Below are 14,001 nucleotides of genomic sequence, written 5' to 3' on the forward strand. Positions count from 1 at the left end.
CTTGGCTGAGCCTTCGATCGACCTTGTGGTGCTAGCCAGTCCGGATCATGTTCACATGGCGCAAGCGCTTGCGGTGCTGGACGCAGGCAAGCATATTGTGATCGATAAGCCGCTTGCGCCGACCCTGGCCGAAGCCCGCAACATCGCCGCGCGGGCAACGGAACGCGGACTGATGTTGTCGGTGTTCCACAACCGCCGCTGGGACGCCGATTTCCTAACCCTGAAACGTCTGATCGCGGCGGGCGAACTGGGCGAAGTCACCGAGTTCGAAAGCCGGTTTGATCGGTTTCGGCCGGAACTGGGCAATCGCTGGAAGGACCAGCGTTCCGGCGGAGTGTGGCAGGATCTGGGGCCGCATCTGGTTGACCAGGCGCTGGTGCTGTTCGGGCGCCCTATCGCGGTCAGCGCCGATCTGGCTGTGCTGAAGCCGCACGGTCAGTCGATCGATCACGTGCAGGTACAATTGCGCTATCCGACACGACGGGTCCGGTTGCATATAAGCCAGACCATGCCTGATCACTCGCTGCGGCTGGCGGCACACGGCAGCTGCGGCAGCTTCATCAAGCACGGGATCGACGTGCAGGAAGATCAATCCAAGGCAGGTATCCGCCCACTCGATCCGCGCTGGGGAATTGATCCTCATCCCGGACGGCTGACTCGCACGGATGGCAGCGTCAGCGAAATTGCGCCCGAGCGCGGCGATTACCGGGCCTTCTACCGCGCAGTGGCAAGGGCGCTGTCGGGTGAAGCAGCAATGCCGGTCAGCGTGAACGAAGCGCTGAGCGTGATGGAAATTATCGCAGCCGGTATTGCGAGCAACGAACAGCGCCGGGAAATCATGCTTTAGTCTCTCGGATTTCCGGAGGCACTTTACCAATCAGCAACGCCGCGCGCTGTCCTGGGCAGTCATGTCGAGGCCGGCGAAGACTGCGGGCACTGGCGGATCGCCTACAATAGCTGTCATAACCGGCACCACCCAAAATGTCAGGGTGGGTGTTTTCGCCATCATCCAACAAACATGGGCCGCCCGATGCAATTCCAGTGTCCTGGTTGAAGGACAAGCCGAAGAAGGGCTAAAGTTGCGGGCGGGACCGGATCCGCAGGAGCCAGCCGCCACGCGAAAAATCAGCTGTTCTTCATGTTCTCCAGCCCCTTGATCCCGCCGGGTTTGGTGCTGGGGTTGGAGGCATTCTGCTTGGGGCCCTTTTCGGCCTTGGGCTTGCGGGTCTCGCGGCTCTTCTTCTGTTGGCCTTTGGCCATGGCTTGTTCCAATTGGGCGGAATGCCCGGCATGCTTTCTACGCGGCATCGCGGGCCAAGTCACAGAAAACCGCACCGGCAAGGCGGCTGCGGGTGCGCCTCGATGAAAGCGACGATATCGGCTTCGAACTCGGCGACGGTCCGGCGAACGCCGCGCTGGATCTGCTTGCAGGTGAGCTCGGCAAACCAGCGTTCGACTTGGTTGATCCAAGAAGCCGACGTCGGCGTGAAATGAATATCCCAATGCGGTCGGTGAGCCAGCCAGGCCTTAATCTTAGGCGTCTTGTGCGTGGCATAGTTGACCATCACGAGATGCACATCGGTTCTGTCGGACATTGCGATGTCAGTCCGCTTAGGTCCGGCGGATAGTCGCATCAACCTTTCAAAGAAATCTCTGGAATCAATGAAACGGCAAGAGTCCAGTTCGCGCGTGATCGAAGGGCACCGCATAGCTGCCCTTATCCGACATTTGGATGGTCACGATCAACTGGAACCGGAAGATCGAGCAAGCTGAAGCTCGATCCGTTTCAGCTCCCGCATCAGCCGGTTGGCTTCGAGCGAGGGTATCAAGGCCATCTTCATGATGATGGACACGATCAATAGCACCGCCGAAGGCAACCCCCACCTGAGCTGCTGTACTGGCTCGACGGCATTGAAGAAGTGCCAGGCAGTCCAGACCCCCGCCAGAAACATGACCGCTTGCGCAATCATGATGACCACCTTTACCCAGCCTGTCGGACCCTGGAGAACAGCTAGCGACTGGGTAAGGAAACCGGACTCTTCGCCCATACTGCGCAGAAGCTCTCTCTCTTCTGCATCCAGGGCCTCGTCGATCAACAGGTCGGGGTCTCGCATTGTTCTTCTCCTTCCAGCGCATCGCGCAATTTTCGTCTGGCGTGCATGAGGCGGGTCTTTACAGTGCCCACCGGAACGTTGAGCGCGACCGCCACCTCTGCGACGCTCAATTCTTCGAAATGAAACAGCGCCACCGCGGCGCGCTGGCTCTGGGGCAATCTGCGGACTGCTGCCCGAAGCCGCTCATGCTCCATGGCAGTTTCCGCCTCTTGCCGGCTTTCTTCCGGCGGTTCAGCCGACACAGCCTCGGCGAGATCTCGCCGCTGCACAGCGCCTTTGATGTGCCTTGCGCAGCGGCGGGAGACAATTCGGTACGCCCAACTGGGGAAGGCTCTTTCGTCCCGCAACCGGCCAATTGAACGAACGATCTCCACCCAGGCTTCCTGGGAAACGTCGCGCGCGACATCGACATCGCCGGTCAGGCGCCACGCGTGGGCAGCGAGTTTCTTTCCCCAGCGGCGCGCGAGCAAGTGGAAAGCGCGGCGATCTCCGGCCTTGGCGGAAGCAACGAGATATTCGTCCAAAATTCTCGCCGCCGACTGGCTCAAAGTGGCCCTCCATCCGTCGAGAACTTGGGTGGTTCCAATTCGCCAATCGGTTCAATCGGACCCCGCACGGCTATTCCTCGCCCTTCCGCTCGAAATGCCGGTAGAAAAACCACGCGAGCAGCAAGTTCATTATCAGCCCTGCCGCCAGTGTGCCAATGAATGAAGAAGCGCTGGCAGCGAGCCACAGGGCCTTCATCTGCCAGTAGGCGGGCGAAAGCCAGGCCAGATAGAGCATAGGCGGAGCCGCAAAGTAAGCGAGCACCGGCAGCGCCAGAACAGAGTTTGCCACGCGCATCACGGCCAAAGCGGCCATCTTGTTCCGGGCGAATGCCGCCATTGCCAGCGCCACAACCGGGGCGCTGGTGCCATTGATGACCGCAAGAAGTGCTACCGTCCCCATCGGGATCGGGGCCAGCCCCGCCAGCGGATAGGCCAGAATTGTCATGCCGACCGAAAATACCAGCGGGATGAAGAGTCGAGCCGCGATGTAGCCCACAAAAGAAACCGGCATCACCCTTATAGCCATCAGCGTATGCTCGTCGCGTTCATCGACAAGCAATAGCCCATAGATCGCGCCGACCAACCCGGGTGCGATCGCCGTCAGCACACTCATCAGCAGCAACGGTGCGGCGAGCGATACTTCCGCCCCGAGTTCATTACCAAGATAGAACGTCAGCCACGCTGCCATGGTGTCCGAGTCTGGCAGCGCGAACCGGAATGCCAGCGCTATTGCCAAAGGCGCGATGATTATTCCGGCCATCAGCGGATCGCGTGTGATCTTCCGCAAATCCGCAGCTATCAGGTTCACCGCGATCCCTCTGCGCGGCCTGACACCTGGTGAGAAAATCATCATGAGCCGCCGATCCGTGCCTGCATTCGCCCTATTGCTAGGTGGGCGAGGATTGCCGCCACCGCCGCCCATACCAGGGTCGTCGCCACCGCGGTAAAGAGGCCCTGCCGGGCATCCAGGGCGAAAGCCTTTTCGATCAGGGCCATTGGTCCGGATGTCGGATGCCAGAACAGCCATTTCTGCGGGATGCCCAGCAGCACAGCATAGCCGGGGACGCCGAGCAGCATGATCGCCCCGATCATCGGCAGCAGGAAAGCATAAAGATCGTCGAAAAAGGATACCAGCAGGAAACCGAACAGGCCCGAAATGCAGGCAGCACCAGCCAATCCTGCCGTTAATGCTGTCGGCGAATAGCTGGCATCGTAGACGGCCAGCACCAGCAAGAGCATCTGAGCCAGAGAGAACAGGCTGACCACCAATACACGCGCCGCCAAATAGGCCCAGGTCGGCATCGGGCTAACGCTAAGCGCCGCGAAAGCACCTTCGCTTCGTTCGAGGAGCACCATCAGACCCACCAACATGACGGGCGACAAGGCAGCGTCGAACAGGATAATCGCGGCGACGAATTGCTCGTATCCCGCAAAATCCAGATTGGACGCCTGCATGGCAATCAGCAGCATCAACGCAAAAACCGCGATGCTGACCCACACATAGCCCGTGCGATATAAGGTTCGCACGTCGTTCTGAACCAGATGCGCGAACGCGGTCATGCCAGTTTCTCCCCGGTCACCTGCATGAAGACGTCTTCCAGACTTGGCTCGAGGGAATGGATCGACTGAATCCGGTCCTCGGCCAGAAGATGCTGGAAGCGTTGGTTGCCGGAAAGCCCGTCGAGCGGGAAGCGTTCGGCATCAACCACGCCGCCGATTCCGGTGCGAACCTCCACGATCCGGTTGCTGTGTTCCAGCCGCAAAGCGGACGGCGCACCAACGCGGGCCAATCGACCGTTCACCAGGAAACCGACGCGATCGCACAGTTCGTCAGCCACGTGCATATCGTGGGTTGTCAGGAAGACCGTTGCACCCTGTTCGCGTTGGCGCAGGATGAGGTCACGCACCTTTCGTGCATTGCCGGGATCCAGACCCGATGTGGGCTCGTCCAGGAACAGGAGCGAAGGCTTGTTGATCAGGGACCGGGCCAAATTCAGGCGCGTTTGCATCCCTTTCGAGAATTGCTCGACCCGCTTGTTCGCGTCGGCCCGCAGCCCCACCCACTCCAGGACTTCCTCCGGCGCGATGGTCGGCGCGGTGAAAAAGGAGGAGAAAAAGCGCAAATTCTCCAAGGCGGTGAGCTTGCGGTAGTTGGCGGGCAGTTCGAAGCAGACGCCCACGCGCTCGAAATATTCCGGCCCCCAATTCTGCAACTCCCGGCCCATCACGTGCAAATCGCCGCCATACCCCCGCAGCATTCGGAAGAGAATTTTCTGCGCCGTGCTCTTGCCAGCACCGCTCGGTCCGAGAAATCCGAAAATCTCCCCTTCTCCGACAGTGAAAGTGAGCGAGTTGACCGCCGGAGCATTGCCTCCGTAAGCAAACGTCAGCCCATTCGCCTTGATCATAGTGCCCCCTGTTCGAACCTTTGGATACAGGTGGCTCGACGTTCCGGATCGGTTCAATCGGGACTGGAGCATGCGCGAATTTAAGAGCAGCGCCGAAGCCTGCCGAGTGTTCGATAGCGCGCCCGCGTACTGTAATCCGGGCTATGCTCCTCGAAAATTGCAGTGTGATCGCGCGGCTACTCGTCCCCTGTCGCCCGCACGTCACCCGGATCAGGGTCGTAGTCGAGCAGGTCCCCGGGGCGGCATTCGAGAACAGAGCATATGGCGGCGAGGCTGGAAAATCTGATTCCCCGCACCTTGCCCGACCGGAAAAGGGAAAGTTGGGTCTCGCTCATTCCGATTGTCCGGGCGAGTTCCTTTGCGGTCATGCGCCTTGCCGCCAGCACCGCGTCGAGTGTGATCCTCACCGGCATCAGAAAAACTCTTCCAGTTCATGCCTGAGTGCGGACGCTTCCTCCTGGATCGCGGCAGCATGGCGAAGCAGCCGGCCTAACAACATCATGGCCAGCCCGATTACACCGGCTGCGAGATACGCGGTGTCGAAAATCAAGTAGCCCTGGAAGCGGTAGCTCTGGCTGTCGATCAACCCCTGGTCGGCAAGCGCCCGGATCAAGTTCGGAACCCCGACAGAGCTTAGCGCGGCGCCTATTGCCATGGCGATCCCCGCGCGGACGCATCCGGCGGCGATGGCTGGGAACAGGAGCCCGCCGCGGGCGAAGTCTCTGAAACCGGACCGGATTGCCCAGAGGGCGTAGAGGTAGAAAGCGGAGGGTAGCGATTGCAGCATGACGGCAGGGTCGAGGACCGTGTCAGGAGAACTGCTCAGGCCCTGAAAACTATGGATGCCGACGATCAGAATTGCGCCGCCGAGCAGCAACAGTGTGAGCCGCGAAAGCCACAAACTATGCTTCCTGAGATTGTCCACGTCCGTCATAAATTTATGTCTCACTTAAATTTCTACTTTAAGTTAGAATTAAATTGACCTATCTGTCGAGTCGTATCTGAAAAAGGAGGCCGGCAATGAACCCCGCAATCAAAACTTTGGGTTTACGGTGCAGTTTTGGCAAGCAGGTCGCCGTGGACGGTATTGAACTCGCGGTCCCTCCAGGCTCGGTATACGGGTTTCTCGGGCCGAATGGAGCTGGCAAGACGACCACGATCCGGTTGCTGCTTGGCCTGCTGAAGCCCACCGCCGGGAGTGTCCGTATTTTCGGATTGGACGCCCAAAGCCGGCGCGCCGAGGCAGCCCGACTGATGGGGGCGCTGGTTGAAACGCCCTGCCATTACGATCATCTCACGGCTCGGGAAAATCTCGCCATCACACGAAGGCTGCTTGGCGCAGCCAAAAGCGATGTCGACCGTGTTCTGGAGACAGTTGATCTAGCCGCGGACGCGGATCGAAGGGTCGGGGGTTTCTCGCTGGGAATGCGCCAGAGACTGGGCATCGCCCGCGCACTGATCGGCCGGCCACGGCTGCTGCTGCTGGACGAGCCGACCAATGGCCTCGATCCGCACGGCGTGCTCGACGTCCGCCGCCTGATCGCTAGCCTTGCGGAACGCGAAGGAGTGACCCTGTTCGTATCGAGCCACGTTCTGGCAGAAGTCGAACAGACCGCCACCCATGTCGGGCTGATGCACAAGGGAAAGCTGCTGCTTCAATCCTCTGTCGCCGCGCTGCGATCCATCCAGACCAAGACCGTGAGGCTGAAAGTCGATCGCACCGACGAGGCGATCGGGCTGCTTGGGGCGATGGGCTTCGGCTCGGCCCGGCATGGTCAGCACTCTCTGCAGGTCGACGCCAGCTGCGCGGAAGGGGCTGCCCGGGACCTTGCGGCGATCAACGTCAAGCTGGTCGAGCGGGGCATCAAGGTTTTCGGCCTCGAAGTTTCCGAGCCGTCGCTTGAAGACATCTTCCTCGGCACGATTGCAGGCGTCCCTGTTCCCGATCGATCCATGTCTCTGGTATCCTGAGAGGAACCGAAATGATTTTTTCTGCAATATATTGCGAGTTTGCGAAGCTGCGCAATTCGCTCGTCCTGCTGCTTTGCATCGCTGCCCCTGCCATGGTGGCGATCCTGTCAGGATTGATCCTGCTGGACCGATCGGAAGCAACCGACTGGTACATGTTCTCCATGCAGGCTGCGGCAATGTGGTCCTACTTCATGCTCCCGATGACGGTGACCGCGCTGACCATCTTGATCGCCCAGATCGACCATGGCCCGAAGGCATGGAACCATCTTCTGGCCTTGCCGGTTCCGCGCTGGCATTTCTATGCGGCCAAGGCGTTCGTGGTGGTAAGCCTCGTCGGGGCCATGAGCGCGGCGCTCGTGGTTCTGTTGCCAGCTGCCGGGGGCATTGTGGATTTGCTGCTGGCGGATCAGAAGCTGAAGGGAGCATATCCCTGGTTCGGCACAGCATCCCTAATCGCGACCATGTTCGCCGGTTCCCTGCTGCTGACCGCAATCCAGCTCTGGGCGTCGCTTCGCTTCCGCAGCTTTGTCCCGCCGCTCATCCTCGGCATCGGCGGCACATTCGTCGCGGTAGCCGCCACCGCATCCAGACAGGGAGCATTCTTCCCTTGGCTTATTCCCACCAATGCACTTGGCGCCGACCCGGAACGAGTGGCTACGGCCATCCAGATCGGCTTCTACGGGGGGATTGCCGTCGGCATTTTCATGCTGTTCGACATGGGTCATAAGCAAGCCGGGTAAAATGCAGCTTGAAAGGCTCTGTGAAAGCAAAATGCACCGACTGGTAAGATGGAGGGACCAGTACCGCTCCGGACTGACCGACCTCTCGGTCATTCCTGAGCCGTATCCCGAATGAATGAACGAAAGGCGGCCAAGGTAGTCTGGCATTCCAAAGGGGATTTGCCGGTCAGTCCGACTAAGCGGACGTTTCCACTGACTTGGCAATCTACCATGCTCACTTCAATTTGACAGCACCTCGTGCTGTTCCCCGCCAGCACCCATCGCACAAAACCGAGGTTTCAATTCGAGGAGGGTTTGGAGATGGTCGTGACCGCTTCTATAGTATCATGGAAATTTTCTAATGTCCGCCTACATGCCCATGAACGTATTTTCGGAGCGCCGAATGGGCCCCAGAAAGCAGTCTCGGCCGTTCTCAGTACCAACCCGGATCTGGTGGAGGACATTTTTCGGGACTCGCTCAACGCAGAGCGAGGAGCATCGCACCAACCGGACCGGCATCCTCCATCAGTTTGGGCCCGACGATCGTGTCCTTGATCCGTTCCGCGTCGAAATCAGTGAGGTACCCTGCCAGCAGGTTCGGCAAAATCTTGACTACGTGTCGGATAATCGCAGGTTGGCCGATTGACACGCCGCCGCCGAGCACGATCCGCTGCGGCGAGTGGGTCAGGATCAATGCCGCGAGCAATTCGGCGAGGTCGCTTGCCACTTGAATCCATCGCCCATCGTCCGGGTCGATGGTGGAGGGATCGCAGCCGAAGCGTGCGGCCAATGCTGGCCCGCTGATCAGGCCTTCGATGCAGTCCTTGTGAAACGGACAGGTGCCCGGGAATACATCCCCCGCCGCACGGCGCGTCCGGATATGGCCGATTTCGGGATGCAGCACGCCGTGGACGGGAATCCCTTCTACCAGCACGCCGCCGCCAAGTCCGGTGCCGATGGTCAGATATATGACATTCGCGCACCCCTGCGCGGCGCCAAGGCGGTGCTCTGCAATGGCCGCCGCGTTCACATCTGTGTCGACAATGATCGGCAATTGCGCCTTGATGCGTGCCGGTCCGACGACGTCAACACCTGTCCAACCAGGTTTCGGCGTTGCGAGTATAGTTCCGTAATCTGCCGCCATCGGATCGAGTCTGATCGGGCCAAAGCTGGCAATTCCAACCGCTTCGATCGGGATTACGGCATCGAACTCCCGCAAAGCTGCAGAGACCTTTGCCAGTGTTTCACCGGGCGAAGTCGTGGGAAATTGGATCCTTTGTTCGATTTTGCCCCCGCTGCCCGCGACAACCACCGTCTTTGTTCCGCCCAGCTCGACCCCAGCGACACGCATCGGTATCAACCTCTCACAAGCCTGGCGCTTTTGCCATGTAGGTCGATATGCAAGAATGGTGCGAAGGTCCCCCCGAACCGTTCGCGCCGCCCCACCAATTCAGATTTGGCTGGATCTTCCGGCTGCCAATAATCGACGAAACTGGCTACGCTGAGATCGGGCAAGACCCACCAGCTGTAGGCCTGGGTCGGTCGCTCCGGCGGATTTGCAAGGACCAGGCCGTGGTCGTTGAGAAGTTCCCACGGGCCATCAAGGCTTGCAGCAGTTGCTCCGTACAGACCGGTAGGTGCGGTGATCTCCGGCGCGAAAACGCCGCGCTGGGTGGACCAGAAGAGATACAGGCGCCCATCTGATCGCACGATATGCGGCCGCTCCAGTTCGTTATTCACCCCGGTCGCGGTGATCAATGGCGGCAACAGCCGGTAATCGCCCGTTTCGTCGGCCCGGGCGATACCGATGACGCCGTCATGGGTCCCAGGTCTTTCGGCAGATGACCCGGTGAATAGCAAATAGTCGGTCCCGTCGTCGTGACGGAAGCAAGCGGGATCGCGAAATGCCTTGATCTTGCCTGGTTCGCCCACATCCTGATCGGCGGGACGATATAATACCCCGTCCGCCCGGAGGATTTCGCGCGGGGTGGACCAGTCCCCAAAAATTTGCTCATCCGACGACAACAAGTCCGCCGATGCCGCGAAAATACGCTGATGAAAGGTGGCTGCAGCCTCGCCTCTTCGGCCAGCCGCAGTGAAGAACAGCGTCACCTTGCCCAGCTCGCATAGCGCGGAACCGGACCACAAGCGGCTGCCGGGGGACAGGCCTTCGGGCAGGGTTTCCCCCAGATGTTCGAACCGGTCGCCGCAACGACGAAAATGGTGGATTCTGGCCAGATGATGCCGCTGTTCCGGATCGGCCGAACGTGGGGCGGCCAAGGCGAACCATAATTCCCCTCCCCGCCAGGAGCAGGGATTGCCCTGCGCATCCGCCATTGGCCACGCATCCCAGACATCGAGTGAGTCCGAAGCGAGATGTATCTCGGCTTCGGAAATTACCGGAGCGTATTCGACCGGCCCCTCGCCGAGGCGAGCGAGATCCTCGGCCCGCCAGCGCAAGGTGTGCCTGTTCGAACCATCAGGTCCGCCTGGTGTGGAAGCTTTGGCAGCGTGCATGATCTATCCAGCAAGAACAAACGGGGACAGGCGATATTTGCGATACCACCTGTCCCGCTGGGCAAGGCTTCTAAAAGTCGAGGCGGACAGAGGCCGAAATTGTGCGGCCTGCTATGGAGCGAGCACGAATAATGTTGTTTCCGGGAATGGAGCCCTCTTCCGATTCCGTGAAGCCGGTAGTGTCGAACAGATTTGTCGCATTGAGCGAAAATTCGATATCGGAAACCGGCCGCACCGCAAGAAACGCATTTACCTGGGTGTAACCCGGCAGCACCAGATCGTTATTGTCCTGCGCAAAGCTCTCGGTGGTGCCCACGGCGTTGACACCGAGGGTAAAGAAGTCGCTGTCATACTGCGCCGACCCTTGGAAAATCAGATCTGCCTGGCGGCGGGGCGTGTTGCCGACCAGCGCCGCGTTGGTATCGTCCTTGATTTCGGCATCAGTCCAGGTCGCCCCGGCAGAAAAGGTCAGCGGCCCGGTACGGTAACGCCCTTCCAGTTCCACGCCATAGGCTTCGAATTCGCGCACGATGACTTCCAGCGGGGCAATTTCGATGTTGTTTTCTTTGGTCTTGGCGAAGAAGCCCGTGGCGAACAAACCTAGCCCGCCGCTGCGGTATTTGATGCCACCTTCAAGCTGCTTCACATCCGCGATCACCCCGTCTTCGGAGGGAACCGAGCCGTCGATCACGCTGACTGCCGGCGAAAACAGAGCGCGGTCGGCAATATGTCTGCCGCCATCGCTGTACCGGGCAAAGACGGAGAGATTGTCGGCCAGTAGATAGTTGGCTCCGACCGAGTAGGAGAGATAATTGAAGTTGTAATCGACGGGGGCGGTGGAGCCTGCAGGAATTAGGCTGGTTTGCGCCTCCGCAGGGTCGATGAAATTGTCGTTGTTGAAATCGAACGACGTGACGCCGTTGCCGAACCCGGTGTCGGCGCCGGAAATGGTTCCTTTCGCATTACCGAAATCGTACCGGACACTGCCATCCAGTGTCAGATTTCCAGCCTCGAAACTCGCCGAGGCAAAGGGTGCGTAGGTATCGTACTGAACATCGTAATTGCGCCGGCAGCAATTGCCGAAGAAACTGGCCCCGAAGCCAACGGTGCCGTCCTGTGTGACGAGATTCCCGCCAGCGTCCCGCACATCGATCAGCACGGAATTCCCGCCCCCTTCGGTGCTTTGCAGGAACGAGGTCCACAGCCAGTCGGTGTTGATTTCCTGCCGCGACGCATAGAAGCCGGCGGTGAACGCCAGTTTGTTGCCGCCGATTTCGACTTCGTTCGACAGGCGCAGGTCGTTGGTAAAATTGTCGAGATTGTTCAGGCGGACGTTGAACAGCACCACACTGGTGATCAATCCGTTCCCGCCGAGCGATGCCGGATCCGTGATCAGCTGACCGCGGTTGGGGCCGCTGGCAAAGAACAGGCTTGATCCGGCGCCTCCAACACCATCGGCCACATCCTGGGCTTCTCCGACGCTTGCCGGGAAGGGCGAGGTGAAGCCGCCGCTGTTGGACGCATAGCGGAAGCGCTCGGTCATCACCCAGCCGCCGCCGAATTCGACCTCTGCTTCTAGCCCGATCGCCTCCGAACGTACGCTCAGCCCATCGCGCATGTTGAAGCTTCGCGGTTCGTTGTCGCCGTCCAGCGTCAGCGAGTTGGTGATAAACCGCGATTGCAGCGCGGCGGTACCGACGTCGAAATTCGGGAGGCTACTGTAGACAGGGTCGCTGCCGGTCCCGGTCACCAGGACGGGATATGGCAGGAAGGTAGCCGTATTGTCGTCGAGGTACTTCCCGTAAACGCGGACATAGCCGCCGGAAAATTCCTTGGTCAAATTTGCCTTGATCTGACCGCCCCGGGATCCTTGGAAGCCCAGTTCGCGGGCGCCTTCGCCAACCCTGGCGTAGCCGCCGACGTGGAAATACAGATCGGGTCCGATTGCCTTGCCCGCATCGAAGTCGACACGGTAGGTTTCGTAATCGAGGCCTGCGGTCAGCGCAACCGCGCCGCCTTCCTCGCGGCCGGTCTTGGAGATGAAGTTGATCACCCCGCCCGGCGCGTTGGATGCGAAGGTGGACGCGGAACCGCCGCGGACGGCCTCGACCCGGGCGACCGTGCGGTCGGCGCGAAGGAAATTGTCGGCGTTGCCAAAGATTATATCGCCGAATTCCAGGACCGGCAGTCCATCTTCCTGAAGCTGGATGTAGCGCGCTCCGCCGGTCGATACCGGGAGGCCGCGAATGGCGATGTTGGCGTTACCTTCTCCGCCGGACGCTTCAGAACGAATGCCGGGGAGCTGACGGATCAGGTCGGCAGAGGAGCTGGGATTAAGGTCGGATATCGCTTCGGCGCCGAGGGAACTAACGGAGACGGAGCTTTCCAGCTGATTCTGCCCCCGGGCGACGGCGGTTACGACAATCGCAGTGTCTGCGAATTCATCGTCCGCGGCTGCTTCTTGCGAATTGCCGTCCTGTGCGAACGCTGGTGCGGTCAGGCTGGTCACGGCCAAGGCGGTAAGGGCAGCACTGCCCTTCAGAACATTGAGAAATTTCATCGGAATCCCCTCTCCCAGGAAATCTGGTTCGACCGCTTTGGTGCGATTCGCCACCTTAGCTACGGACCATTACAATCGATTGCAACAGCAAAGTTGCAATCGTTTGTAATTTCGCATACTCACGGTGCCAAGCACACTTGGGAGAGTGGAATGTCAGAGAAAAGCGTCGGCCTCGCGGCGAACCCGGCTGCAGTGACCAAGCCTCGGCTATCGCTGCCGCGGATCGTTGAAATGAACATCGGCTTCTTCGGTCTGCAGTTCAGTTTCGGACTGCAGCAGGCAAATATGGGGCCGATCTACGGGTTCCTGGGCGCTGACGAAGCTACCATGCCGCTGCTCTGGCTTGCCGGTCCGATGACCGGGCTGCTGATCCAGCCGATCATCGGCGCGATGAGTGATCGCACAAACACGCGCTATGGCCGGCGGACACCGTATTTCCTGATTGGCGCGATCATCTGCTCGATCAGCCTGTTGCTGATGCCTTACAGCCCCGCGCTGTGGGTGGCGGCATCGCTGCTGTGGATTTTGGACGCAGGCAACAACATCACGATGGAGCCCTATCGCGCCTATGTCGCAGACCGCCTTCGGGCGGATCAGCGGTCGATCGGGTTTTTGACGCAAAGCGCGTTTACCGGTCTTGCGCAAACTTTGTCCTATCTCGCCCCGTCGCTGCTGACAGCCTTCGTCGCCTCCGATGTACTGGACAGCAACGGCATTCCCGTGATCGTCAAGATCGCCTTCATCATCGGTTCGATCCTGTCGATTTCGACGATCCTCTGGTCCATCGTCCGGGTCCCCGAATTGCCACTGACCGAACGTGAGGTGGCCAAGCTGGAGGCCAACCCGCTGACTGCAACGGGCGCGATGAAGGATATCGTGGTTGCCATTCGTGAAATGCCCCGACCCATGCGGCAACTCGCGCTTGCGATGCTGTGCCAATGGTACGGAATGTTCGTCTATTGGCAGTTTATTGCTTTTGCCCTGTCCCGATCGCTCTACGGCACAAGCGACACCTCCTCGACCGGATTCCGGGAGGCCGCACTGACTGCACAGCAGATCGGGGCATTTTACAATTTCATCGCCTTCCTCAGCGCGTTGCTGCTGATTCCGGTGGTCCGCAGATTCGGCGCCCGTTCGGCGCACGCATTCTGCCTGACGGCTTCG

General features: G+C 59.9%; 15 protein-coding genes and 2 pseudogenes. 5 read left to right on the forward strand and 12 right to left on the reverse strand.

Annotated elements, in window-relative coordinates; translation table 11 throughout:
* Nucleotides 1-847 (forward strand): Gfo/Idh/MocA family oxidoreductase (locus U0988_RS09485; RefSeq protein WP_322292382.1); only part of this gene is annotated, 847 nt, incomplete at its 5' end.
* Between the two features lie 45 nt (nucleotides 848-892).
* Nucleotides 893-1,003: pseudogene (locus U0988_RS09490) on the forward strand (transposase zinc-binding domain-containing protein); the annotation flags it as partial.
* A 122-nt stretch (nucleotides 1,004-1,125) separates the two neighbouring features.
* Here the strand turns inward: U0988_RS09490 and U0988_RS09495 are convergent.
* The 9 genes and pseudogenes from U0988_RS09495 to U0988_RS09535 form a co-directional block, all read right to left on the reverse strand.
* Complete coding sequence (locus U0988_RS09495) at nucleotides 1,126-1,260, reverse strand: hypothetical protein (protein ID WP_322292383.1); 135 nt, start codon at nucleotides 1,258-1,260, stop codon at nucleotides 1,126-1,128.
* Nucleotides 1,261-1,340: 80 nt separating this feature from the next.
* Nucleotides 1,341-1,709 (reverse strand): annotated as a pseudogene (locus U0988_RS09500) (transposase); the annotation flags it as partial.
* Between the two features lie 33 nt (nucleotides 1,710-1,742).
* On the reverse strand, nucleotides 1,743-2,114 hold the full coding sequence (locus tag U0988_RS09505) for a DUF6768 family protein (RefSeq protein ID WP_322292384.1): 372 nt from the start codon (nucleotides 2,112-2,114) through the stop codon (nucleotides 1,743-1,745).
* Nucleotides 2,093-2,638, reverse strand: coding sequence for an RNA polymerase sigma factor (locus U0988_RS09510; RefSeq protein WP_322292385.1), 546 nt, complete (start codon nucleotides 2,636-2,638; stop codon nucleotides 2,093-2,095). The genes U0988_RS09505 and U0988_RS09510 overlap by 22 nt, the downstream gene beginning before the upstream one ends.
* Before the next feature lie 94 nt (nucleotides 2,639-2,732).
* On the reverse strand, nucleotides 2,733-3,470 hold the full coding sequence (locus U0988_RS09515; protein WP_322292386.1) for an ABC transporter permease: 738 nt from the start codon (nucleotides 3,468-3,470) through the stop codon (nucleotides 2,733-2,735).
* A gap of 41 nt (nucleotides 3,471-3,511) precedes the next feature.
* On the reverse strand, nucleotides 3,512-4,222 hold the full coding sequence (locus U0988_RS09520) for an ABC transporter permease (RefSeq protein ID WP_322292387.1): 711 nt from the start codon (nucleotides 4,220-4,222) through the stop codon (nucleotides 3,512-3,514).
* Entirely contained in the window at nucleotides 4,219-5,070 is an 852-nt protein-coding gene (locus U0988_RS09525) for an ABC transporter ATP-binding protein (protein WP_322292388.1), read from the reverse strand. The genes U0988_RS09520 and U0988_RS09525 overlap by 4 nt, the downstream gene beginning before the upstream one ends.
* A gap of 176 nt (nucleotides 5,071-5,246) precedes the next feature.
* On the reverse strand, nucleotides 5,247-5,483 hold the full coding sequence (locus tag U0988_RS09530) for a helix-turn-helix transcriptional regulator (RefSeq protein ID WP_322292389.1): 237 nt from the start codon (nucleotides 5,481-5,483) through the stop codon (nucleotides 5,247-5,249).
* A complete protein-coding gene (locus tag U0988_RS09535; RefSeq protein ID WP_322292390.1) occupies nucleotides 5,483-5,947 on the reverse strand; it encodes a hypothetical protein in 465 nt (154 codons plus the stop codon). Before U0988_RS09535 ends, U0988_RS09530 begins: the two co-directional genes overlap by 1 nt.
* Nucleotides 5,948-6,090: 143 nt before the next feature.
* On the opposite strand from U0988_RS09535, the gene U0988_RS09540 reads away from it, so the two are divergent.
* Together U0988_RS09540 and U0988_RS09545 are read left to right on the forward strand one after the other, a co-directional pair.
* Nucleotides 6,091-7,041, forward strand: coding sequence for an ABC transporter ATP-binding protein (locus tag U0988_RS09540; RefSeq protein WP_322292391.1), 951 nt, complete (start codon nucleotides 6,091-6,093; stop codon nucleotides 7,039-7,041).
* A gap of 11 nt (nucleotides 7,042-7,052) precedes the next feature.
* Nucleotides 7,053-7,781 carry an ABC transporter permease gene (locus U0988_RS09545; RefSeq protein WP_322292392.1) on the forward strand — a complete coding sequence of 243 codons (729 nt, stop codon included), beginning with the start codon at nucleotides 7,053-7,055 and terminating at the stop codon, nucleotides 7,779-7,781.
* A gap of 457 nt (nucleotides 7,782-8,238) precedes the next feature.
* On the opposite strand, the gene U0988_RS09550 is transcribed toward U0988_RS09545, so the two are convergent.
* From U0988_RS09550 to U0988_RS09560, 3 genes are all read right to left on the reverse strand, one after another.
* Nucleotides 8,239-9,111, reverse strand: a complete 873-nt coding sequence (locus U0988_RS09550; RefSeq protein WP_322292393.1) for an ROK family protein — start codon at nucleotides 9,109-9,111, stop codon at nucleotides 8,239-8,241.
* A gap of 5 nt (nucleotides 9,112-9,116) precedes the next feature.
* Entirely contained in the window at nucleotides 9,117-10,277 is a 1,161-nt protein-coding gene (locus tag U0988_RS09555; RefSeq protein ID WP_322292394.1) for a glycoside hydrolase family 68 protein, read from the reverse strand.
* Nucleotides 10,278-10,347: 70 nt separating this feature from the next.
* Nucleotides 10,348-12,837, reverse strand: coding sequence for a TonB-dependent receptor domain-containing protein (locus U0988_RS09560; protein WP_322292395.1), 2,490 nt, complete (start codon nucleotides 12,835-12,837; stop codon nucleotides 10,348-10,350).
* A gap of 150 nt (nucleotides 12,838-12,987) precedes the next feature.
* Here U0988_RS09560 and U0988_RS09565 point away from each other — a divergent pair.
* A partial coding sequence (locus U0988_RS09565) for an MFS transporter (RefSeq protein WP_322292396.1) occupies nucleotides 12,988-14,001 on the forward strand: 1,014 nt, incomplete at its 3' end.

Source organism: Allopontixanthobacter sp., from assembly GCF_034376665.1.
In the GTDB taxonomy this organism is placed as follows: Bacteria; Pseudomonadota; Alphaproteobacteria; order Sphingomonadales; family Sphingomonadaceae; genus Allopontixanthobacter.